The sequence below is a fragment of the Segetibacter aerophilus genome (assembly GCF_007991655.1).
Lineage (GTDB): Bacteria > Bacteroidota > Bacteroidia > Chitinophagales > Chitinophagaceae > Segetibacter > Segetibacter aerophilus.
In genome coordinates, this window is the sequence record NZ_BJYT01000004.1 from 240,108 (window position 1) to 259,313 (window position 19,206).

Sequence of the window (19,206 nt, forward strand, 5' to 3'; positions counted from 1 at the left end):
AATTCTAAGTGCCTGGCTTGCCAAGCTATTTCTTTAATTGATCCACGATCCAGTTGTTGGTTTTTTCATTTTGTTCGGGAAAAGTCCAGTGACCCGTTTCGAGCGCAAGGAACAATTGCTTTGGAGCAGAGATAACATTATAAGCCGAATAAGTTGAGGTAGGTGGACACGTTTCATCATTAAACCCCCATGAATACATGCCCGGTACTTTCAATAACCTTGCAAAGTTGACTACGTCGTAATACTGCACCGTATTCAATTTTTCTTTCGTGTTATTGTAAGCCACATTGTTTTTTGCAAACAAGTGAGGCCACCCGCCGGCCCTTCCTTCAAGGTAGCCGGTGACATCGCTGATAGCGGGATAAAAAGAAACGAGACATTTAACACGCTTATCTAGTGCAGCCGTTACGATAGATAACGCGCCGCCCTGGCTTCCACCCGCCACTCCTAAATTCTTACCGTCATACTGGGGAAGGCTGGTTAAGAAGTCGTTGGCCCGCAGGCAACCAACGTAAACTCTTTTATAAAAATACTTGTCACGATCATCAAGGTTATAGCTTGGATAATCGTTGAGTACGCCAGCACCTAAGCTGGTGTAAACAGAAGGATCTAAATTAACAGGGATTCCGTGAATGCCGATTTCGAATGTGATAATCCCTCTTTCAGCAGTTGCGATATCTCCTCCGTAGGGTCTTACGCCAGCTCCGGGAACTCTAAGCAATGCAGGATATTTGCCCTCTTTTTTAGGAACGCTTAAAATTCCATAAAGCCTTGTACCAACACGATAGTTTTGAAGATTTACGTGGTAAACATTTACATTTTCGGTACAGCGTTCTGGTAGCAAAGTCATTCGAGCATCCATCGGGATTTTGGCCAGATCTGATTTTGCTTTATCCCAAAACTGCACGAAATCTGCAGGATTTTTTTCAGTTGGCTTAATAGCCTCAGGGTCGTAACCGGCAGTAGCAAGGTTGCGATATTCCTTATCATCCACGTAAGCAACTACGGTACAGCGAAGAAAACCAGGAGTTCTCATGGTCCCTCCGCTAACAGTGATCTTTCCATCGGCAAGATTTAATGAGTCTTTTTTAGAAGCCTCCATTTTTTCAGGCCCTATCTCGTATTTGATTTTTGCATTAGGAACGGGGTTGCCATAGCGCAAAACTGAGATTGTGAATTTTACCTCTTCCCCTGTTTTGTAAATCCAATTCGGATGGTCCGGGGCGACCAACACTTTTACCAGTTGATTAGGTGGTTGACTGTAAGCAGTCAGCTGAAGAAATACAAAGAGTAGGAAAGTAGGAAATAGAGCTTTCGATTTATTCATATGGTTTTATTTAAAGTTCCATAAATACAAAAACGTGCAAGTGTGCGACGCAACAATGTACCTTTTTATTCAGCTGTTGGTCACCAAAATCAAGTTACGTTTTCAAAAGACAACGACCAGTAACAGCTAAGCGTAGATTATATTTCAACTGGTCTTCCGGTTGCGGCTGATTTGTAAATAGCCTCAACGATCCTGATATCCCGAAGGCCTTCCTCGCCCGGTACGAGCATTGGCTTTTCCTGGATAATGGAAGTTGCGTCGTCGTCCATTTGTTTGGCTTGCTGCCAGGGAACAGTGTAAGGATGATTGATCTGACCCAACGGACTATCAGCAATTACGCCGGCATATGCCTGGTAGGGCGCAACTTTTATCTCGCCCTTGTCGCAGTTGATATTGAGATAATTGATGTTTTCTCCAAAGCTCGTTTTTATATCTACCATAATACCACCGGGAAATGCAAGGGTAGCAGTGGTAGTTTCGTCAAGGCCATTTTTATAAATCTGCGGACGATTAGTAGAGGTCTTTGCAGTCATTACACCTACAGGCTCCAAACCAGTTCCAAGTCTTGAACCTTGTATTGCGTACACACCCATGTCGTACAAAACGCCGCCGCCGAGGGCCTTGTTTTGTTTCCAATGATCAGTGCGATTCTCTACATACCCGGCGCCGCAGCTAGCTTTAAGTACTTTGCCAAGCTTATTTTGCTTTACTAATTTTCTGTATTCCTGGGTATTTGGTTCATGCTGCAGGCGGTAACCAATCGCCAGCGAGCGCTTATTCTTTTTGCAGGCATCTATCATTGCACCGCATTCGCCTGCAGATATTGCCATCGGTTTTTCACACCACACATGTTTGCCCGCATTTGCTGCGCGTATCACATACTCCTTATGCATCGACGGCGGCAGTACCACGTAGATAACATCTATGTCCGGGTTGTTTGCAACCTGGTCGAAAGTCTGGTAGTTATAAATATTCTTGTCGGGTATGTTGTACTTCTTTTTCCATGCTTCTGCTTTGGCAGGAGTGCCGGTTACGATACCGGCGAGATAGCAATTTTTTGTTTGCTGTAGCGCGGGTGCCAGCAGGTCTGTGCTATAATATCCTAAGCCTACGAGTGCTACACCCAGCTTGTCTTTTTTCTGCCTTGTGGCGGCGAGTAAAGTATTTGGAGAAAAGATTAATCCCGCGCTGGCAGCAGCAAGCGTTTTAATTACATCTCTTCTCGAAGGTGATTTTATCGAACCCAATTCTTGATTTAATATTTCCGTTTTCATACTAGATGTTTACAATTTATTCTTAGCTCTAACTATATATTTTGCAGCCTTTTTAATAACTTATTTTTTTGGGACCAGCTCTTGTTTTTCAATTAAGCATCGTTGTGTCACTCACTTGTACTTTTCGTAACGATGCATCTTTTCTTACGCTTTATTGCTTAGCCGGTTGCAATGTCGTAATATTTTAAAAGAGATAAACCGTTTTTGATAATTAAGTCGGTGAAACAACCTCTTTTAAAATGTTACTAAAGGCTTGCAACATAAAATGAAAAAGGCAGCCTCTTGCATTGAGACTGCCCCTGACATAAGTTTTATATATTAATTATTTAGCAGCAGCAGTTTCTACGGGTTGTTTTACTGCCTGCCTTGCCACAAGCTTCCATTGACCACCTGTCTTTTGCCATACAAGCAAAACGAATAAATGCGCTTCGGCAGGTTTTCCATCGTTGCTTGTTACAGCATCTAATTTGTGCCGAACAAGCGCAACGTTGTCACTTATGCTAATGGTTTGATTAGTGAGGTCCATCGTAGCAAAAGAAGATTTCTTATTCACAATATTTCCAATGAATAACTTTTTGTCCTCAATAGTACCTGAACTATGGCCGTAAGTAAGTTTATCAGAGGTTAGATTTTGTAGCGCCGTTTGATCGCCATCAATCATAGCCTTTCTTAATTTTTCTACTTGTTGGGCCACTGCCTGCTCTTCTTTAGCCTGGGCAAAGGTTAGCACTGTAGATAAAACGAGGAACAAAAACAAGCAACTCTTTTTTAGCATAACCATCATTTTTATTTTAAAATCTTTGAAAGCAATCTTATTAATCGCCTTGTAATTTACATTCTAATTTCTAAATTAACCCGCCAGAATTTCTTTTAACTATTCTGTTCGTTACCCCGTGTTTCTAGGCTACTTAAATTTTCATCTCGATCATCCACAGGTGTCCAAACGGATCTTTAATCTTAGCTTGCCTGTAGCCATAATCATAATCTTGTGCTGGTGAAATTTCTGTTGCGCCTGCTGCAATTGCCCGCGCTATAAAGGCATCCACATCCGGTACAAATAGTCCTACGGTTGTTGTCGTTCCTCCATGCCTTTCCGGGCTAAAACTGCCCAATCTAAGAGTCTCCTCGTGAAGGTGAAATACTGCTCCGTCTATTGATAACTCTGCAACGTGTATGGAACTGTCGTCGTTTAACCATTTCCTTAATTCGATGGCACCAAAGCCATTTATATAAAAATCAATATTGGTAACGCCGCTTTGTATATTAAGCTGCGGGGCGAAAGTGGTTTTTTGTGGTTCAGGCATAGCTAACTTTTTTGATTGTAAAAGAATCGTTCGTCAAAATAGTCATTCTTTCATTTTATCAAAAGCTTGCTGTAAATCTTCGATTATGTAGGTCGCTTCTTCAAGGCCGACATATAGCCTTACCATTTGATGGTCCGCAATGTTTCGATCAAATGTTAGTCGTTCCATCCCCGCTACTTTTGGTATGATTAAAGACTCGTAACCCCCCCAACTTACTGCCATTAAAATATGTTTTAGTGAGTTGCAAAAAGTTTCTATCTCGCACGCCGTTTCAGCCCTCAATACAAACGTTAGTAATCCACCGGCACCTTTCATTTGTTTTTTAGCAAGCTCATATTGATGGAAGCTTTCGTCGAGCGGATAGATTACTTTTTCAACCTTTGGATTGGATTGTAGGAATTTTATTACTTCAAGAGTTGTTGCCGAAATACGTTCTAACCTTGCCGGCAGAGTCCGTAGGCCACGCAACAAAAGCCACGCATTAAAAGGCTGGATGCCGCTTCCAATATTCAGGTATTCGCTATTGAAGATTCTTGCCATCATTTCGCTGCTGCCACTTAAAACTCCTGCAACTGTGTCGCTGTGTCCGCCAATATATTTGGTAGCAGATTGCAAAACAAGATCGATTCCAAAAGTGATAGGCTTTTGATAAATTGGCGTGCAATAACTGTTATCGCAAATAGTAACGATGTTGTGTTTTTTGGCTAGTTGCGCTACAGCTTGCAAATCCTGCAGGGAGTAGTCCCAACTGTTGGGACATTCAAGGTAAATGATGGATGTATTGGCAGTAATAGCTTTTTCAAAATTCGTAATATCGGTTCCGTCGATATAGGTTGTGGTAATGTTGAAACGAGTAAGAAATACATCGAAAGTTTTTTGAGCCCACGAGTAGGGTGCTTTAACGGAAACGATGTGGTCGCCCGTTTTTACATTGGCCAGCACAGCAGCAAAAATGGCGGCAGCTCCGCTATTGAAAACGAGACAATCTTCTGCTTCATCGAGCGCTGCAAGTTTTTTGCGAAGCATATCAACTGTGGGGTTCAAGCCACGGCTATAGAGGTAAGTTGAATATTCGTCTTTAAACGCGCTGCGCATTTCATCAACCGTTTTAAAAACGAAGTTGCTTGTCTGCATAATAGGTGGGGCGACTGCATTAAAATAAAGCGCTCGATCTTCAGCAAACTCATTTATAAGATAAGATGTATCCAAGGGAGATTTTTTAGAATGGCAAATAAATCATTTTTTTATTTATTGGGCTGGCATTTCGCCCGCAACATAACAAGTAGGAATAGATGCACAAAGATTTTCTGATGAACGAAATGCGACGCAACGATGACTCATTAAAAACAAATGGCTGTATCAAAAACAGTAATAAACCTCTAAGCCTGCTTTGATTGTTTTTGAGTGCCTTTTGTTACAAAGTATAAAATTGTAAACCCGCCCAACACGGCTAAAGCAGTAAGGGCAGTAGCTGGCCGATCGATAAAAATGCTGATGGCTACGAAAATATAAGCAGCAATAAATATCAGCGGAAGAAGAGGGTAGAGGCCAACGGTATAAATCTTTGTCTCGTCGAGATCAGCTGTTCGCTTTCTTAGAATAAAAATGGTTGCAGCGGAAGTGGCCATGCCGATACAGTCTAGAAAAATAGTAAAACCGAGGATTTCATCGAACTCTTTCGCCCAAAAAACAATCAGGATACAGATAGCTGCAAAAACGGAAAGTGAAGTCGTTAAGACATTTGTACGCTCGTTCTTTGCGCCGAAGACTTTCGGCAGCACGTTGTCTTCGCTCATTGCATACATCACTCTTGGGTTGCTCATGAGTAGTACATTTACGTACGCCAATACAGACAGAAATAAAAGGACTGATAGTATTCTGCCTGCCGCGTCTCCAAACACATGCGACGCCATAATTGCCGCAATGTTTTTTGCGCCTTTTAAATTGTCAAAACCTATTACTCTTATGTACGCATAGTTGATTGCGAGATAAAGAGTGATGATTACAAAAATGCCAATAAAGATTCCGCGGGGAATGTTTTTACGGGGATTTTCTACGTCTGCACCAAAGTTGATCGTTTGCTGGTACCCGCCATAAGTAAAAGAAACAGCGACAAGGCCAATGCCGAAAGCTTTGATATATTCAGTGAAAGCCGGGCTGGCATTTTGTAAAGTTTGAGGAATGAAATCTGCCGAAGGTGTTGCAAAAAATAGCGGTGCCATCAGCAACAGGATCATGGAGATTTTTATAACAGTAAGTACGTTTTGTGTTTTTGCACTCATCCTGAGGCCAAGCAGGTTTACACCATAAAAAACTGCAATGGAAAATATGGCGATACCTATCTGTATAAATTGAACATCTGTAGCATTAGGTGCAATTACTTTTGTTATGTACTCTGCGCCAATGAGTGCAACGCCCGCTAACGAAGCTGCATTTGAAACGAGGATGATGCAGTTGATTGCAAAGGCAATGGAAGGATGATAACAGTAAGAAAAGATTTTATAATAAGCACCGGTAACGGGAAACCGCGAACCAATTTCAGCATAAGTAAGTGCACCGCATAAAGCGACCAACCCGCCAGCGAGCCAAACAACAAAAAAAACAAAAGGAGTAGGAACTGCAGCCGCAACATTAGCTGGTGTTCTAAAAATACCCATCCCGATTACCAGGCTCACCACGATCATGGTGAAGTCAAAAATGTTGAGCTTCGTTTTAGTTTGCATGCAGTAGATTAGGCCGGTAATTTATTGATAAAAAAGCAAGTAACATTAATTCGACTAAAACTTGCTTTCGTAAAATAGTTACCGGGAAGGCCTGGAAAGACACGCAAATGAAGGACAGAAAGAACTAGCTAATTATCTGTTTGAATAAGTAATGTTATCAGATAAAAGATGTTTACTTTCTAATTTTTTAACTGTAAAAAACAGCGTGCTGACCATAAGTATTCCAGCGACAAAAGCTATTACAAAGCTAAAAAGCAGGATCGAAGCTTCGGAGTTGTTATTTTCTTCTAGCTGGGCTAGCGGTTGTTTTACAGTCATTGTATAATTATTAGAGTGGCTCAAAGTTGCCCCGCGTTAGCAAGCTTTAGTACTTCTAAAGGTTAAACCTTTAGCCTGTTCGGACATAATGCCAAATTTGGGACAAGCTCTAGAGACAGCATGCTACCAGCGAAAAGGGAAGTTTGTAAAGGAGGTAGCGGAGATAATAGATATACTTTTGCGCCGAGGAAACATTAAAGGTGCCTGGTTGTTTAAAAGCTAGTTTTAACCTTTTTCATCTATTTTTTGCAAAATCCTAAGTTGTTCATCGTATTATGAAGTATTCAAATTATGTTGGTGTAATCGTCGCTATTCTACTTATTGGCTGTTGCTTTTTACCTTGGGTATATATTGAATCTATTAAAACTACTATCACCGGCCTTCACACTGAACCGACACGCTACGGTAAACCTGGAATTCTTCATATTGCTTTTTCAGTTCTCTGCATACTATTTTTTCTAATCCCAACGTTGTGGGCGAAACGAACTAATCTTTTTGTCGGAGCATTCAACTTTGCATGGGGCATCCGCAACTTTTTAATTGTTACGCACTGCGATTTTGGAGAGTGCCCGGAGAAGCGTTTCGGCATCTATGCCATTCTCTTACTCTCCATACTAATGCTGGTCATGACCACTATTCCAAAGGTGAAGTTGAAAGAGTAGATGATTGAGGAGGTGCTCCAGATTTAAAAAATTTTCAGTATTGAACAAGCGCACAAGAGTGCGACGCAAGAGAAGATTCCTTTTATTCAAATGCGCGCTACCAAAGGTCAATGTCCTTCAATAAGTCTTGCAATCACGAAAGCTGCACTCGCTGCGAGAGCCCCGATAAACATTACTTTTAAACCTCCCTGTATCGGTGCTACACCGGTCATGGTAGATTTATAATAGCCAAAAATAAATAAGCAAATAAGAGTAATGATGGCAGAAACCTTCAAACCTTTAAGAGTGTTGTCAGTAAAAAAATAGGGCGATAGCGGCACAAGTCCACCAACGATATAAGAAAGGGCGATGTTAAAAGCGCTTTTACGGGCTCTCTTTTCATCCGGCCGCTCGAGGCCCAGTTCGTGCTTCATCATAAATTCCACCCAAACGTCTTTGTCTTTTGTAAGTTCCTGAACCGCTTTCTCCTGCACTTCTTTACTCAGTCCAAGTCCTTCAAAAAATTCTCTTACTTCTTCTTTTTCTTTTTCGGGCAAATTTTCGACTTCGTCATATTCCCGCTTAAGTTCCGCATTGTAATGATCGACCTCGGTCTGACCCGCTAAGTAGCCTCCAAGTCCCATTGCGATTGACCCTGCCGCAACTTCAGCCAGCCCTGCTATAACGATAAGACTAGTGTTGTCGACAGCGCCACTTAATCCTGCAGCGAGGGCAAACGGAACGGTTAGCCCGTCACTCATACCAATAACAATATCTCTTAAAACATCAGAACTGTTGGAATGCTCTTCGTGCGAGTAATGATCGTGCATGTAATTGGTTTGAACCTGGATAAAAACCGGCAACTAAAGATTTTTACCTATTCGAGTACTTTTAGCGACTGTTTAATAATTTGAATACAATCCAAAACCTGCTTTTTACTGATAATTAATGGAGGCGCAAACCTGATTTTATCGCCATGCGTTGGTTTTGCCAACAAACCATTTTTCATTAATTCTATACAGAGATGCCACGCAGCGTTAGGGTCAGCGTGGTTGATAACGATGGCATTTAGAAGGCCTTTTCCACGAACGAGTTGGATTGCAGGGGAGCGCAGATTCTCAAGTTCATGTCTTAAAAGCTTTCCCATATCCGCTGCATTTTGAGCCATGTTTTCGTCTTTTAAGACTTGCAAAGCTTCGATTGCAACTGCGCATGCCAGCGGATTTCCTCCGTAAGTTGAGCCATGCTCGCCTGCTTTTAGGTTGAGCATTATTTCATCGTCTGCAAGCACCGCTGAAACCGGCAAGACACCTCCACTTAAGGCTTTGCCAAGTATCAGTATATCCGGCCTTACATCTTCATGATCACATGCGAGCATTTTTCCCGTCCGGCATAAGCCGGTTTGAATTTCATCGGCAATAAATAAAACATTGTGCTCGTCACACAATTCACGAACACCTTTTAGATAACCATCGTCAGGGATCACTACACCCGCTTCTCCCTGTATAGGCTCAACCATAAAAGCTGCTACATTAGAGTCTTGGAAAGCTCTTTCGAGTTCGGTTAGATTGTTATAAGGAACCAGTTCGAAACCGGGCATATAAGGGCCAAAATTTGTGTAACTGTCAGGATCAGTCGATGAAGAGATAGCAGCGAGTGTTCGTCCCCAGAAATTATGTGTAGCAAAAACGATCTTCGCTTTATTGTCCGGAATACCCTTGTTTATATAACCCCACTTCCTAGCGAGCTTTATTGCCGTCTCGCCACCTTCGACACCAGTATTCATGGGCAACACCTTATCGTATCCGAAGTATTCTGTTATATACCTGCAGTACTCTCCTAATAAATTATTATGAAAAGCGCGGCTTGTAAGTGTTAGTTTTTGCGCTTGTTCTACTAACGCGGCAATTATTCTCGGGTGACAATGTCCCTGGTTAACTGCAGAATAACCACTTAAAAAATCGTAATATTTCTTGCCTTCAACATCCCATAAAAACACACCCTGCCCCTTTTTAAGTACAACTGGCAAAGGATGGTAATTATGTGCGCCATATTTCTCTTCCAAGTCCAGGAAATGAGCAGTATGAGAATTGGCGGTATTAATTGTCATGGTGATGATTGATTAAGAAGTGGGCGTATTGAAAAGTTAATTTTGATGCACTTGCCTTTCTTTTTTAAAATAGAGTCAATTTCTTTTGTTTCTTTTAATGAAATTAATGACATTTGCACTCCGAAAAAAAACAAATCATGGCGAGAGTATGTCAGGTAACCGGTAAGAAGCCAATCGTTGGAAATACTGTTTCTCACTCAAACATTAAGACCAAACGTCGTTTCCTTCCAAATTTACAAACAAAGCGTTTTTACTTTGTTGAAGAAGATCGTTGGATCACTTTAAAGGTTTCTTCAGAAGCTATCCGTACTATTAATAAAAACGGATTGTCTAGCGTGTTGAAGGAAATGAAAGCGAAAGGCGTTAAAATATAAACACCCATAAATTTTTATATAATGGCAAAGAAAGGTAACAGGGTACAAGTGATTATGGAATGCACTGAACACAAAAACAGTGGATTGCCAGGTACAAGCCGCTACATCACTGAAAAGAATAAAAAGAACAGCCCTGAGCGTTTGGAGTTGAAGAAATTCAACCCGATCATGAAAAAAGTAACTGTACACAAAGAAATTAAATAGTTTAAAGTTGTTGGTTTTGGGTTGCAAGTTTGCTTCAGCCCGAATCCTTAAACCTTAAACATAAAACTTATAAACATGGCAAAAGCAGCTAAAACAGCGATTAAGACTAAAGACCAAAAGGCAGCAGCAGAAGCTAAAAACTGGAGCAAGGTTATTAAGGCAGTTCGTAGCCCTAAAACTGGAGCTTACACTTTTAAAGAAGCTATCGTACACAAGGACAAGGTTAAGGATTTTTTATCCAGCAAGTAATTGTTGCCTAAGTTGGTGTTGAAATAATTAAAGCTGTCCTATGAGGGATGGCTTTTTGTATTTTACTTATCTATATTGCAAACTTTAATATTTTTTTGAAGCCCCCGTTCATCTTTTATCAGCATTGTTGCGTCGCACACTTCAACTTACAGTAATTCTAATCAACGTAAATCGTCAAGCATTTAAACTAACCACAGTATGAGTTTTTTAGGAAAGTTATTTGGAAAAAAAGAAAAGGAAAGTCTCGATCAGGGTTTGCAAAAGACCAAGGAAAATTTTTTTACCAAGATAACAAAAGCCATTGCGGGTAAAAGTACGGTTGATGAAGAGGTGCTTGACCAGTTAGAGGAAGCTCTTATTGGTGCAGATGTGGGATTAGACACAACCATAGAAATAATAAAGCGAATTGAAGACCGTGTTGCAAGGGACAAATATGTAAACACAAGCGAATTGAACTCAATCCTGCAGGACGAGATTCGGGCGATGCTTGTTGTTTCGCCAGAAAATAGTTACAAAGATTTTTCTACCCCTGCCGGTAAAAAGCCCTATGTTATTCTGGTAGTAGGCGTTAACGGAGTTGGTAAAACAACCACCATCGGTAAACTTGCTTACAACTTTACCAAGGCCGGCAAAAATGTATTGCTGGGTGCTGCAGATACCTTTAGGGCAGCTGCTGTTGACCAGCTTACAATCTGGAGCGATCGAACAGGAGTGCCTATTGTAAAACAGCCAATGGGAAGCGATCCCGGGGCAGTTGCATTTGACACGGTGCAAAGTGGCGTGGCAAGAGGAAGCGACGTCATCATCATAGATACAGCCGGACGCTTGCACAATAAAATTTACCTGATGGAAGAATTGGGAAAAATTAAGCGTGTTGTACAAAAAGTAATTCCTGATGCGCCTCATGAAGTGTTGCTGGTATTAGATGGATCGACTGGCCAAAACGCGGTGGAGCAGGCCAAACAGTTTACCGCAGCTACCGATGTTACGGCCCTCGCCATTACAAAGCTCGATGGTACTGCAAAAGGTGGAGTTGTGCTGGCAATCGCAAACCAGTTTAAAATTCCCGTTAAGTTTATTGGTGTGGGTGAAAAGATGGAGGATTTGCTGATCTTCGATAAACACGAATTCGTGGATAGCTTATTCAAACTAGAGGATTAATATAAGCCTTCTAAATATCGTTTCCCAACCTTATAATCCTAATCATTTAAGCCTGCTCTTTTTTATTGCTATTCGGCAAAAGACTAGAATAATTATTTAAACTGATGGAGCACGTTAAGGTTGGAATTCGAAACAATCTCCAGCAATTCACTTTACTTGTTATTATCACTGCTTTTATAGGTGGAATGGTTGGGATGGAAAGATCGCTTATTCCCCAGCTTGCTGAAAAGATCTTTCACCTGGCATCGAAAACTGCCATGTTTTCCTTCATAGTAGCCTTTGGAGCTACCAAAGCAATTACTAACTACTACACCGGTTTTTTTGCAAATAACTACGGCCGCAAAAATTTACTTGTTACCGGCTGGCTCTTTGCTCTTCCCATCCCCTGGATATTAATGTATGCTCCTACCTGGAATTGGATTATCGCTGCTAATATTTTACTTGGCTTAAACCAGGGCCTCGCGTGGTCAAGCACTGTAGTGATGAAAATAGATTTAGCAGAAGAAAAGAACAGGGGATTGGCAATGGGTTTAAATGAATTTGCCGGTTATTTTGCTGTAGGGCTTATCACTTTTTTGGTTGCTTATTTGGCTGCAGAATATGGATTGAGACCATACCCGTTTTTTGTAGGTGTTGTCTTTTCAATTGCAGGCTTACTTTGTAGTATATTCTTTATAAAAGATACCAGAAGCCAGATGACATTAGCAGCATCAGCCACTGACACGTCTGGCGAACTGAAAAATGTTTTTTGGGGAACAACGCTCTTAAATAAAAACTTAAGTGCAGTTACCCAGGCCGGCTTGGTTAATAATATGAATGATGGGATGATGTGGGGACTATATCCTTTGTTGTTGCACGCGAAAGGATTTTCTGTTGCACAAGTTGGTTTAGTAACGGCGATTTATCCTGCTTGTTGGGGAATTGGACAATTGTTTTCGGGGCGTTTGGGCGACTTTGTACCTAAAAAGAGGTTTCTTTTTATAGGTATGTTCCTGCAAGGCTTGACCTTATTAGTGTTGTCTACCGCTTCTGCCTTACAGTTTTTTATTGTCCTGTCGGTTGTGTTAGGATTAGGTAAGGCGACCGTGTATCCAATTTTTGCTGCCGCCATTGCCGAAAATTCTCATCCTCAGCAAAGAGCACAAAGCATTGGCATTTTTCGTTTTTGGCGAGATCTCGGTTATGCGTTAGGTGCGGTGTTAACTGGTGTTTTAGCCGATCAGTTTAGTCTTCAAGTTGCCATTATCATTGTTGGCTGTATTACATTGCTTTCAGCTTTTATTATTAAGATCCGCATGCAACTGTTAAAGGCCTGATGCAAGCAAGTATGTCAGCTGGTGATGCAAAAGTTATTTTACCCCATTTCTAAACTTCGGCTCAATGATGTTGAAAAGTTGAACGGAGCGTCGCAACGAAGGCGCTTAGAATACAAATGCCGACGGCAAAAAAAGACAATCTTTTTCGTCACACATACTTACATTTGAAAAAAAAGCTATGGACTTTGGAAATTGGAAAGTTACAGACAGCAATATCGAATGGAAAGGTGGGGGGATACATAAGTTCTCAATGCCGCTGAGCGAACTAAATGCAACCAGACAAGATAGTACAGACAATACTGTTTTTTATGATTGGATCCTTCGTGCTACCGCTGAAGATTGGTTGACTCAAAACGATCTATTCGACTTGAATTATGGGTTTGTGTATGGTATTGCAAAAGCTGGCCTCGACTTCAATTTCGAAATTTTTGATGCTACGTTAGAAGAGCAATTTGACCAGTTCGATATGGAAGATAATGAGGACTTTGAACTATAGGTAGTCCTTAAATACAAACAGCCCGAATAAAATTCAGGCTGTTTTAAATTATATCTGAGAAATTAGTACCTCTCGAAAAAGTTGAAAAAGAAGTTTCCTTCGATTTCTGCATTCTCATCACTATCACTTCCGTGAACCGCATTCTCGCCCACAGACGCTGCAAAGTTTTTACGGATCGTTCCTTCCTCAGCTTGAGCAGGATTAGTCGCTCCAATTAATTTACGAAAATCTGCAACCGCGTTTTCTTTCTCAAGAATTGCCGCCACTATTGGACCGCTACTCATAAAATCTACTAGCTCACCATAAAACGGCCTCTCTTTATGTACAGCGTAAAATTCACCCGCTTTTTCAGTTGAAAGTTTAGTCCACTTCATTGCTTTAACGGTAAATCCGGCTTTAATAATCTGGTCTAAAATAGCTCCTGTATGTCCCTTCGAAGTGGCATCAGGCTTAATCATTGTGAAAGTTCTGTTTGTCATAACCTATTTCTATTTGCTGCGCAAAAGTGCGGGGAATAGGTTAAAAAGCCTAATATTTATATTGGTTTTTGTTAAGAGTGTAAAATTATTTTGACGTTGTTAAGCAAATAATACAATTTTGCCGCCTTTCTATGCAATCTATTCAAGCCTTTTACCCTCAACTAGCTGAACCGAAAAAGGTGATTATAACCACTCACCAAAAACCTGATGGCGACGCTATGGGTTCTTCACTTGGCTTATATCACTTTTTAACGAGCCTTGGTCATTCGGTCACTGTTGTTTCACCTACTAACTGGGCAGGCTTTTTAAAATGGATGCCGGGCGTAGCTAACGTTGTTGACTTTGAAGCTTCGAAAGAGGTCGCGATAGCGTTGATCAAAGAAGCAGAACTTCTTTTTTGTCTTGATTTTAATGTGTTGCACAGAACAAAAAACATGGAACCTGTTTTAGCGGAACTGGAATGCACAAAGGTTCTTATCGATCATCATCAACAGCCGCAGGAAGAATACTTTACTTATGGAGTAAGCAATACCAATAAAAGTAGCACTTGTGAAATGGTATATGATTTTATTGTTGATAGCGGTTTTGCAGATAAGATAGATACTCACGTTGCCCAATGTTTATATACCGGCGTCATGACGGATACCGGTTCTTTCAGGTTTCCATCAACAACAGGTGATGTTCATAGGATGGTTGCCCGTCTAAAAGATACCGGCTTTAATCACACCATTGTTCATGAAAACATATATGACAGCTTTCTTGAAAACAGGGTGCGTTTTATTGGTTATGCACTGCTAAACCGAATGGAAGTATTATACGAATGCAATACGGCAATGATGTCTATTTCTAAAAATGACCTTTTGAGGTTTCGTATAAAAACTGGCGACACAGAGGGTTTAGTTAATCAGTTGTTGACCATCCAGGGAATAAAACTTGGAGCGCTGGTCATCGACCGAGACGAAGAGCGCAAGTGGAGCTTTAGAAGTAAAGGTGATTTTGATGTGAACACATTTGCCCGCACTCATTTTGAGGGCGGAGGACACTTCAACGCAGCAGGAGGTCGTACGGACGAGTCGCTTGACGCAACAGTATGGAAGTTTAAAAAAGTAATAAAACAATATCAGGAACAATTACAATAATTATAAATGAAACAAATGTTAGCGCTTGCAGCGCTTGCCGTAGTAATGGCATCGTGCAACACGAATTATGAGAAGACTAAATCGGGTCTTACTTATAAAATTATCCACGGTAAAGGAGGTGGGTCAACTTTAAAAGCGGGGATGTTTGCAAAGTTGAACATAGAATACCTGTTAAGTCCGAAAGACACTATCTTAAATAGCACTTATGGAAAAGTTCCACTTTTTACGGCTGTTGATACAAGTGCAAAAACGGCCTACTCTTTTATGGAGTTGTTGCCCAAGGTTAGACAAGGCGACAGCGTTATTTTCTCGATAAGTGTAGACAGCTTAAAATCAAAAGGTGCTATCCCGGACTACAACGAAATGTTTAAAAGGGGCGACCAGATTAAATGCAAGATGAGCATCCTGAAAACCTTTACAAATGAAAATGATATAAAGGCTGATTACGAAAAAGAAATGGCGGGAGAGAAGGATCGTGAGGTAAAAGAAATCAAGGACTATTTATCTAAAAAAGGCATTAAAGCCCAGGAAACAAAAAATGGTGCTTTTGTACAAATTGATAATGCAGGTGATGCGCAAAAAGCACAACCAGGCAAAGTTGCTACTATCATGTACAGAGGTTATTTGGTGGATGATAACAAGAGGATTTTTGATACTAATATGGACTCATCAAAAGGGCACACTGACCCGCTTGAAGTTCCTGTTGGACAAGGACAGGTAATTCCAGGATGGGAAGAGGCATTGCCTTTATTTGGTAAGGGTGGCAAAGGAAAAATATTTGTTCCGGCTATGCTTGCTTATGGCCCGCAAGGAAGCCAGGGTGCTATTCCTCCATATGCAAACCTGATTTTTGATATAGAAATAAGAGACGTAAAAGATGCGCCAAAGCAGGCAGCTCCAACTGGTCAACCCGGTGGAATGAATAATCTTACTCCTGAGCAAATTCAACAATTACAGCAGCAAATGCAACAGCAAAGAGGTCAGCAACAAGACCCTCGTCAGCAACAAGCTCCACGATAATTATACGGATATTTGAAAAATTAAAAAAGCTCCCAAAAGGGAGCTTTTTTAATTAACCTCATCCTCGTTCCTTCTCATGAGGAGAAGGATGCCTCTGTGAAGCAGTTCTGTAGTTTCCAGGTTTTCTGTACCAATAATATTTTTTTGTTACGAGCTGCAGATACTTTATTGATCATTGTTGCGTCGCACACTTCAGTTTGTAGATTTTCTTGAGCTTTTTCATTGACTACATAACTTAATGACTCCAGGAATTGTTCTTCAAATCCATTGTAATTCCGTAATCAACTTAACCGCCTCCACAGCTTCTTTCACATCGTGTACCCTTAAGATACTCGCACCATTTTGTAATGCAACCGTATTTAAAACAGTTGTTCCGTTTAAAGCTTCTTCAGCCGAAATCTCTAAAGTCTTATAAACAGTTGCCTTTCGCGAAAGACCAACTAGCAGGGGTTTTTGCAGTATTTTAAAAATTGCCAGATTTTTCAACAAAGTAAAGTTGTGGGTGATTGTTTTCGCAAAACCGAATCCCACATCTACTATTACGTCTTTAATTCCTGCAAGACGACATTCTTCTATTTTCTTAATAAAAAAATCAAGCACTTCAAGTGTCACGTCTTCATAGTTTGCAAGGCCGTTCATTGTTTGTGGTGTTCCTTTCATATGCATGGCTATATAGGGAACATTTAACGAGGCAACAGTTGCGATCATGTTATTATCAAGGCTTCCGCTGCTAATGTCATTTACTATGCATGCTCCAGCCGATACTGCTTCTGTCGCAACCCTTGAGTAATAAGTGTCAATTGAAATCATGCTTTCTGGAAAGTGATTTTTTACAGCCTCAATTGCAGGAAGCACGCGGTTTAATTCTTCTTCAACGCCGATATCCTCACTTCCTGGCCGGGTACTTTGACCACCTACATCCAGGAGGTTTGCACCAGAATCGAGCATTTTTTCTGACTGGCGTAATATCTCATCTGGCCCGGTCTTCCTGCTGCCACTGTAAAATGAGTCGGGTGTCACATTTATAATGCCCATCACTATTGGCTGATCAATTACGAGTAGTCTGCCGTTACAATTGAGGGTAAACATTCAGTCGTTTCCTTTATTTTTGGCGAAGGTACAGTAAGTCATAACTCATTGAGTTAATAAGTCTTTGAGCGAAAAAGCCAATAAGTTCGTTAATGAATTTCAGGAAAAAAGACAAACCAGCTTTATTCAAATGTGAAATAAAAAAGCTTTCCTTAACGACTAATCAACGTGCAGCTTCTTTCTGACCGACTTTTAAATGAAACAATGAACACAACGAATCAGTACGATCAGGTAGTAAATAATTGTAGGGAGATTTTTATTAAAAAGGCCCACGACTATGGCACTTCATGGCGCGTTCTCAGGATGATCTCAATAGTTGACCAAATCTTTATCAAAGCGCTGCGAATAAGAACAATACAGGAACTTAAACAGCAGCGGGTTGCCGATGACATCGCAGGAGAATTTAAAGGGATAGTGAATTATGCAGTCATTGCGCTCATACAAATTGATAAAGGCATCTTTATAGTTGAAGATCTTTCCGTAGAGGAAGCTACAAGGCTTTATGATGAGAAAACGGAGCTTGCAAAGAAATTGATGGAAGACAAAAATCACGATTATGGCGAAGCGTGGCGCGATATGAGCCAGGAAAGTTTTGTTGATTTAATCTTAGTGAAACTCCTCCGCATCAAACAAATTATTGCCAACGACGGCAAGACCCTCATCAGCGAAGGTATCGATGCAAACTTTGCTGACATTATCAACTATTCCATTTTTGCATTGATACTAATTGCTGAAGGAAAACATTAAATATGAAAATTGTAATAGCTGCTATAAGAATTATTGTAGGCGTTCTGTTTATTTTCTCAGGGCTTATCAAGGCGAACGATCCCACAGGTTTGAGTTATAAAATGCAGGAGTTTTTCGAAGTTTGGGGTATAGATTTTCTGAACGACTACACGCTTGCTTTTGCAATCATTATGAACGCTTTTGAGATTGTAGCCGGCGTTGCTGTTCTATTAGGATGGCGGATGAAGCTGTTTAGCTGGCTCTTACTGATACTTATTATCTTCTTTACTTTCTTAACCGGTTACGCTCTTTTTTCAGGAAAAATAAAAACGTGCGGTTGCTTTGGCGATTGTATTCCTTTGACAGCTATACAGTCTTTCATCAAAGATCTCATTTTGCTGGTGCTGATTATCGTAATTTTTATTGCCCGCGACGCGATTGTTCCCTTATTTAAAAATGTCGTAAGCACCTCCCTCATTGCCCTCACTGTTCTTTTCTGTATCATTTCACAGTGGTATGTTCTTACACATTTGCCTGTTGTCGATTGCCTTGCTTACAAAACGGGAAATAATATCATTGAGAAAATGAAGGTACCCGAAGGGGCAGTAAGTGATAGTTTCGCTATAAAGTTTAAATATAAAAAGGCCGGTAAGGAGGTTGTATTCGACAGCGATCATTTTCCTGACGACTTTGATGAATCTACTTATACGTTTGTCGATCGCGTACAAGAACTAGTAAGGCCGGGTACAGCGACTGCGCCAATCAACGATTTTATTTTGTACGGAGATAGCGGGGAAGATACAACGATGGCAATACTAAATCAACCGGGTTACTACGTGATGTTGTTTACTAAAGACGCAAACCAGGCAGAAAAAGATTGGAACAAAAACGCGGCACAAGTGGCCGCAACATGTTTTGAGAAAAAAATACCCTTTTTTATTGTCACGGCTACAACGGATGCAGCAAGAAGTCAGCTTAACAACGTTCAAAATGTTCAATATTTAAAATGTGATGCAACCGTTATTAAAACTGCCGGACGGGTAAACCCAACTTATGTTATAATGAAACAAGCAACGGTTGAAGGAAAGTATGCAAACGTAGATTACGAGAAAGTTATTAAACAAGTAGCGGGAAGCAGGTAGGTGGAGCTTTGTCTGTGAGCTACGATCCAACGGGGGTTGATGATTTAATTTTTTAAGAATAGAAAAAACGTCCAATAAACGTTTAAACCTGGCGGACAAAAAACTTAAAAACAC

The 19,206-nt window shown here is 40.7% G+C and carries 21 protein-coding genes; 11 read left to right on the forward strand and 10 right to left on the reverse strand.

Annotated features, from left to right (window positions below):
* Window positions 1–25: 25 nt before the first annotated feature.
* The 6 genes from SAE01_RS07035 to SAE01_RS07060 form a co-directional block, all read right to left on the reverse strand.
* The gene (locus tag SAE01_RS07035; RefSeq protein WP_147202961.1) at window positions 26–1,327 is read right to left on the reverse strand and encodes an acetylxylan esterase; all 1,302 of its coding nucleotides are present in this window, start codon (window positions 1,325–1,327) and stop codon (window positions 26–28) included.
* Between the two features lie 137 nt (window positions 1,328–1,464).
* Window positions 1,465–2,601 carry a Gfo/Idh/MocA family protein gene (locus SAE01_RS07040; protein WP_218029105.1) on the reverse strand — a complete coding sequence of 379 codons (1,137 nt, stop codon included), beginning with the start codon at window positions 2,599–2,601 and terminating at the stop codon, window positions 1,465–1,467.
* Window positions 2,602–2,923: 322 nt separating this feature from the next.
* Window positions 2,924–3,376: a nuclear transport factor 2 family protein gene (locus tag SAE01_RS07045; protein ID WP_147202962.1), complete on the reverse strand. Its 453-nt coding sequence runs from the start codon at window positions 3,374–3,376 to the stop codon at window positions 2,924–2,926.
* A 133-nt stretch (window positions 3,377–3,509) separates the two neighbouring features.
* Window positions 3,510–3,905, reverse strand: a complete 396-nt coding sequence (locus SAE01_RS07050) for a VOC family protein (RefSeq protein ID WP_147202963.1) — start codon at window positions 3,903–3,905, stop codon at window positions 3,510–3,512.
* 42 nt (window positions 3,906–3,947) lie between these two features.
* Window positions 3,948–5,114: a trans-sulfuration enzyme family protein gene (locus SAE01_RS07055; protein WP_147202964.1), complete on the reverse strand. Its 1,167-nt coding sequence runs from the start codon at window positions 5,112–5,114 to the stop codon at window positions 3,948–3,950.
* Window positions 5,115–5,284: 170 nt separating this feature from the next.
* Complete coding sequence (locus SAE01_RS07060) at window positions 5,285–6,628, reverse strand: APC family permease (RefSeq protein ID WP_147202965.1); 1,344 nt, start codon at window positions 6,626–6,628, stop codon at window positions 5,285–5,287.
* 593 nt (window positions 6,629–7,221) lie between these two features.
* Between SAE01_RS07060 and SAE01_RS07065 the strand changes: the two genes are divergently transcribed.
* Window positions 7,222–7,608 carry a hypothetical protein gene (locus tag SAE01_RS07065; protein WP_147202966.1) on the forward strand — a complete coding sequence of 129 codons (387 nt, stop codon included), beginning with the start codon at window positions 7,222–7,224 and terminating at the stop codon, window positions 7,606–7,608.
* Window positions 7,609–7,715: 107 nt separating this feature from the next.
* Here the strand turns inward: SAE01_RS07065 and SAE01_RS07070 are convergent, their stop codons facing one another.
* Both SAE01_RS07070 and rocD read right to left on the reverse strand, forming a co-directional pair.
* Window positions 7,716–8,417, reverse strand: coding sequence for a VIT1/CCC1 transporter family protein (locus SAE01_RS07070; RefSeq protein ID WP_147202967.1), 702 nt, complete (start codon window positions 8,415–8,417; stop codon window positions 7,716–7,718).
* Window positions 8,418–8,464: 47 nt separating this feature from the next.
* Window positions 8,465–9,697: an ornithine--oxo-acid transaminase gene (rocD, locus tag SAE01_RS07075; protein ID WP_147202968.1), complete on the reverse strand. Its 1,233-nt coding sequence runs from the start codon at window positions 9,695–9,697 to the stop codon at window positions 8,465–8,467.
* A 137-nt stretch (window positions 9,698–9,834) separates the two neighbouring features.
* Here rocD and rpmB point away from each other — a divergent pair, with 137 nt between their 5' ends.
* From rpmB to SAE01_RS07105, 6 genes are all read left to right on the forward strand, one after another.
* On the forward strand, window positions 9,835–10,071 hold the full coding sequence (gene rpmB, locus SAE01_RS07080; protein ID WP_147202969.1) for a 50S ribosomal protein L28: 237 nt from the start codon (window positions 9,835–9,837) through the stop codon (window positions 10,069–10,071).
* A 21-nt stretch (window positions 10,072–10,092) separates the two neighbouring features.
* Window positions 10,093–10,275, forward strand: coding sequence for a 50S ribosomal protein L33 (rpmG, locus tag SAE01_RS07085; RefSeq protein WP_147202970.1), 183 nt, complete (start codon window positions 10,093–10,095; stop codon window positions 10,273–10,275).
* Window positions 10,276–10,350: 75 nt separating this feature from the next.
* Window positions 10,351–10,524: a DUF4295 family protein gene (locus SAE01_RS07090; protein ID WP_147202971.1), complete on the forward strand. Its 174-nt coding sequence runs from the start codon at window positions 10,351–10,353 to the stop codon at window positions 10,522–10,524.
* Window positions 10,525–10,722: 198 nt separating this feature from the next.
* Window positions 10,723–11,685, forward strand: a complete 963-nt coding sequence (gene ftsY, locus SAE01_RS07095; protein WP_147202972.1) for a signal recognition particle-docking protein FtsY — start codon at window positions 10,723–10,725, stop codon at window positions 11,683–11,685.
* Between the two features lie 104 nt (window positions 11,686–11,789).
* Window positions 11,790–13,001, forward strand: coding sequence for an MFS transporter (locus tag SAE01_RS07100; protein WP_147202973.1), 1,212 nt, complete (start codon window positions 11,790–11,792; stop codon window positions 12,999–13,001).
* Between the two features lie 178 nt (window positions 13,002–13,179).
* Window positions 13,180–13,497 carry a hypothetical protein gene (locus tag SAE01_RS07105; protein ID WP_147202974.1) on the forward strand — a complete coding sequence of 106 codons (318 nt, stop codon included), beginning with the start codon at window positions 13,180–13,182 and terminating at the stop codon, window positions 13,495–13,497.
* Between the two features lie 62 nt (window positions 13,498–13,559).
* Here the strand turns inward: SAE01_RS07105 and SAE01_RS07110 are convergent, their stop codons facing one another.
* Entirely contained in the window at window positions 13,560–13,976 is a 417-nt protein-coding gene (locus tag SAE01_RS07110; protein WP_147202975.1) for a nucleoside-diphosphate kinase, read from the reverse strand.
* 131 nt (window positions 13,977–14,107) lie between these two features.
* On the opposite strand from SAE01_RS07110, the gene SAE01_RS07115 reads away from it, so the two are divergent.
* Both SAE01_RS07115 and SAE01_RS07120 read left to right on the forward strand, forming a co-directional pair.
* Window positions 14,108–15,115 carry a DHH family phosphoesterase gene (locus tag SAE01_RS07115; protein ID WP_147202976.1) on the forward strand — a complete coding sequence of 336 codons (1,008 nt, stop codon included), beginning with the start codon at window positions 14,108–14,110 and terminating at the stop codon, window positions 15,113–15,115.
* A 6-nt stretch (window positions 15,116–15,121) separates the two neighbouring features.
* Window positions 15,122–16,135 (forward strand): FKBP-type peptidyl-prolyl cis-trans isomerase, encoded by a 1,014-nt coding sequence (locus SAE01_RS07120; protein ID WP_147202977.1) that lies wholly within the window; start codon window positions 15,122–15,124, stop codon window positions 16,133–16,135.
* A gap of 258 nt (window positions 16,136–16,393) precedes the next feature.
* Here the strand turns inward: SAE01_RS07120 and folP are convergent, their stop codons facing one another.
* The gene (gene folP, locus SAE01_RS07125) at window positions 16,394–17,224 is read right to left on the reverse strand and encodes a dihydropteroate synthase (RefSeq protein WP_147202978.1); all 831 of its coding nucleotides are present in this window, start codon (window positions 17,222–17,224) and stop codon (window positions 16,394–16,396) included.
* Window positions 17,225–17,428: 204 nt separating this feature from the next.
* Here folP and SAE01_RS07130 point away from each other — a divergent pair, with 204 nt between their 5' ends.
* Both SAE01_RS07130 and SAE01_RS07135 read left to right on the forward strand, forming a co-directional pair.
* Window positions 17,429–17,971, forward strand: coding sequence for a DUF1599 domain-containing protein (locus SAE01_RS07130; protein ID WP_147202979.1), 543 nt, complete (start codon window positions 17,429–17,431; stop codon window positions 17,969–17,971).
* A 2-nt stretch (window positions 17,972–17,973) separates the two neighbouring features.
* Window positions 17,974–19,092, forward strand: a complete 1,119-nt coding sequence (locus SAE01_RS07135) for a BT_3928 family protein (RefSeq protein ID WP_147202980.1) — start codon at window positions 17,974–17,976, stop codon at window positions 19,090–19,092.
* Window positions 19,093–19,206 lie beyond the last annotated feature (114 nt).

Excerpts from the sequence above, each read along its gene's own strand:
- SAE01_RS07035 (WP_147202961.1), bottom strand. The coding sequence starts at position 1,327 with ATGAATAAATCGAAAGCTCTATTTCCTACTTTCCTACTCTTTGTATTT.
- SAE01_RS07040 (WP_218029105.1), bottom strand. The coding sequence starts at position 2,601 with ATGAAAACGGAAATATTAAATCAAGAATTGGGTTCGATAAAATCACCT.
- SAE01_RS07045 (WP_147202962.1), bottom strand. The coding sequence starts at position 3,376 with ATGCTAAAAAAGAGTTGCTTGTTTTTGTTCCTCGTTTTATCTACAGTG.
- SAE01_RS07050 (WP_147202963.1), bottom strand. The coding sequence starts at position 3,905 with ATGCCTGAACCACAAAAAACCACTTTCGCCCCGCAGCTTAATATACAA.
- SAE01_RS07060 (WP_147202965.1), bottom strand. The coding sequence starts at position 6,628 with ATGCAAACTAAAACGAAGCTCAACATTTTTGACTTCACCATGATCGTG.
- SAE01_RS07065 (WP_147202966.1), top strand. The coding sequence starts at position 7,222 with ATGAAGTATTCAAATTATGTTGGTGTAATCGTCGCTATTCTACTTATT.
- SAE01_RS07070 (WP_147202967.1), bottom strand. The coding sequence starts at position 8,417 with ATGCACGATCATTACTCGCACGAAGAGCATTCCAACAGTTCTGATGTT.
- rocD (WP_147202968.1), bottom strand. The coding sequence starts at position 9,697 with ATGACAATTAATACCGCCAATTCTCATACTGCTCATTTCCTGGACTTG.
- rpmB (WP_147202969.1), top strand. The coding sequence starts at position 9,835 with ATGGCGAGAGTATGTCAGGTAACCGGTAAGAAGCCAATCGTTGGAAAT.
- rpmG (WP_147202970.1), top strand. The coding sequence starts at position 10,093 with ATGGCAAAGAAAGGTAACAGGGTACAAGTGATTATGGAATGCACTGAA.
- SAE01_RS07090 (WP_147202971.1), top strand. The coding sequence starts at position 10,351 with ATGGCAAAAGCAGCTAAAACAGCGATTAAGACTAAAGACCAAAAGGCA.
- ftsY (WP_147202972.1), top strand. The coding sequence starts at position 10,723 with ATGAGTTTTTTAGGAAAGTTATTTGGAAAAAAAGAAAAGGAAAGTCTC.
- SAE01_RS07100 (WP_147202973.1), top strand. The coding sequence starts at position 11,790 with ATGGAGCACGTTAAGGTTGGAATTCGAAACAATCTCCAGCAATTCACT.
- SAE01_RS07105 (WP_147202974.1), top strand. The coding sequence starts at position 13,180 with ATGGACTTTGGAAATTGGAAAGTTACAGACAGCAATATCGAATGGAAA.
- SAE01_RS07110 (WP_147202975.1), bottom strand. The coding sequence starts at position 13,976 with ATGACAAACAGAACTTTCACAATGATTAAGCCTGATGCCACTTCGAAG.
- SAE01_RS07115 (WP_147202976.1), top strand. The coding sequence starts at position 14,108 with ATGCAATCTATTCAAGCCTTTTACCCTCAACTAGCTGAACCGAAAAAG.
- SAE01_RS07120 (WP_147202977.1), top strand. The coding sequence starts at position 15,122 with ATGAAACAAATGTTAGCGCTTGCAGCGCTTGCCGTAGTAATGGCATCG.
- folP (WP_147202978.1), bottom strand. The coding sequence starts at position 17,224 with ATGTTTACCCTCAATTGTAACGGCAGACTACTCGTAATTGATCAGCCA.
- SAE01_RS07130 (WP_147202979.1), top strand. The coding sequence starts at position 17,429 with ATGAACACAACGAATCAGTACGATCAGGTAGTAAATAATTGTAGGGAG.
- SAE01_RS07135 (WP_147202980.1), top strand. The coding sequence starts at position 17,974 with ATGAAAATTGTAATAGCTGCTATAAGAATTATTGTAGGCGTTCTGTTT.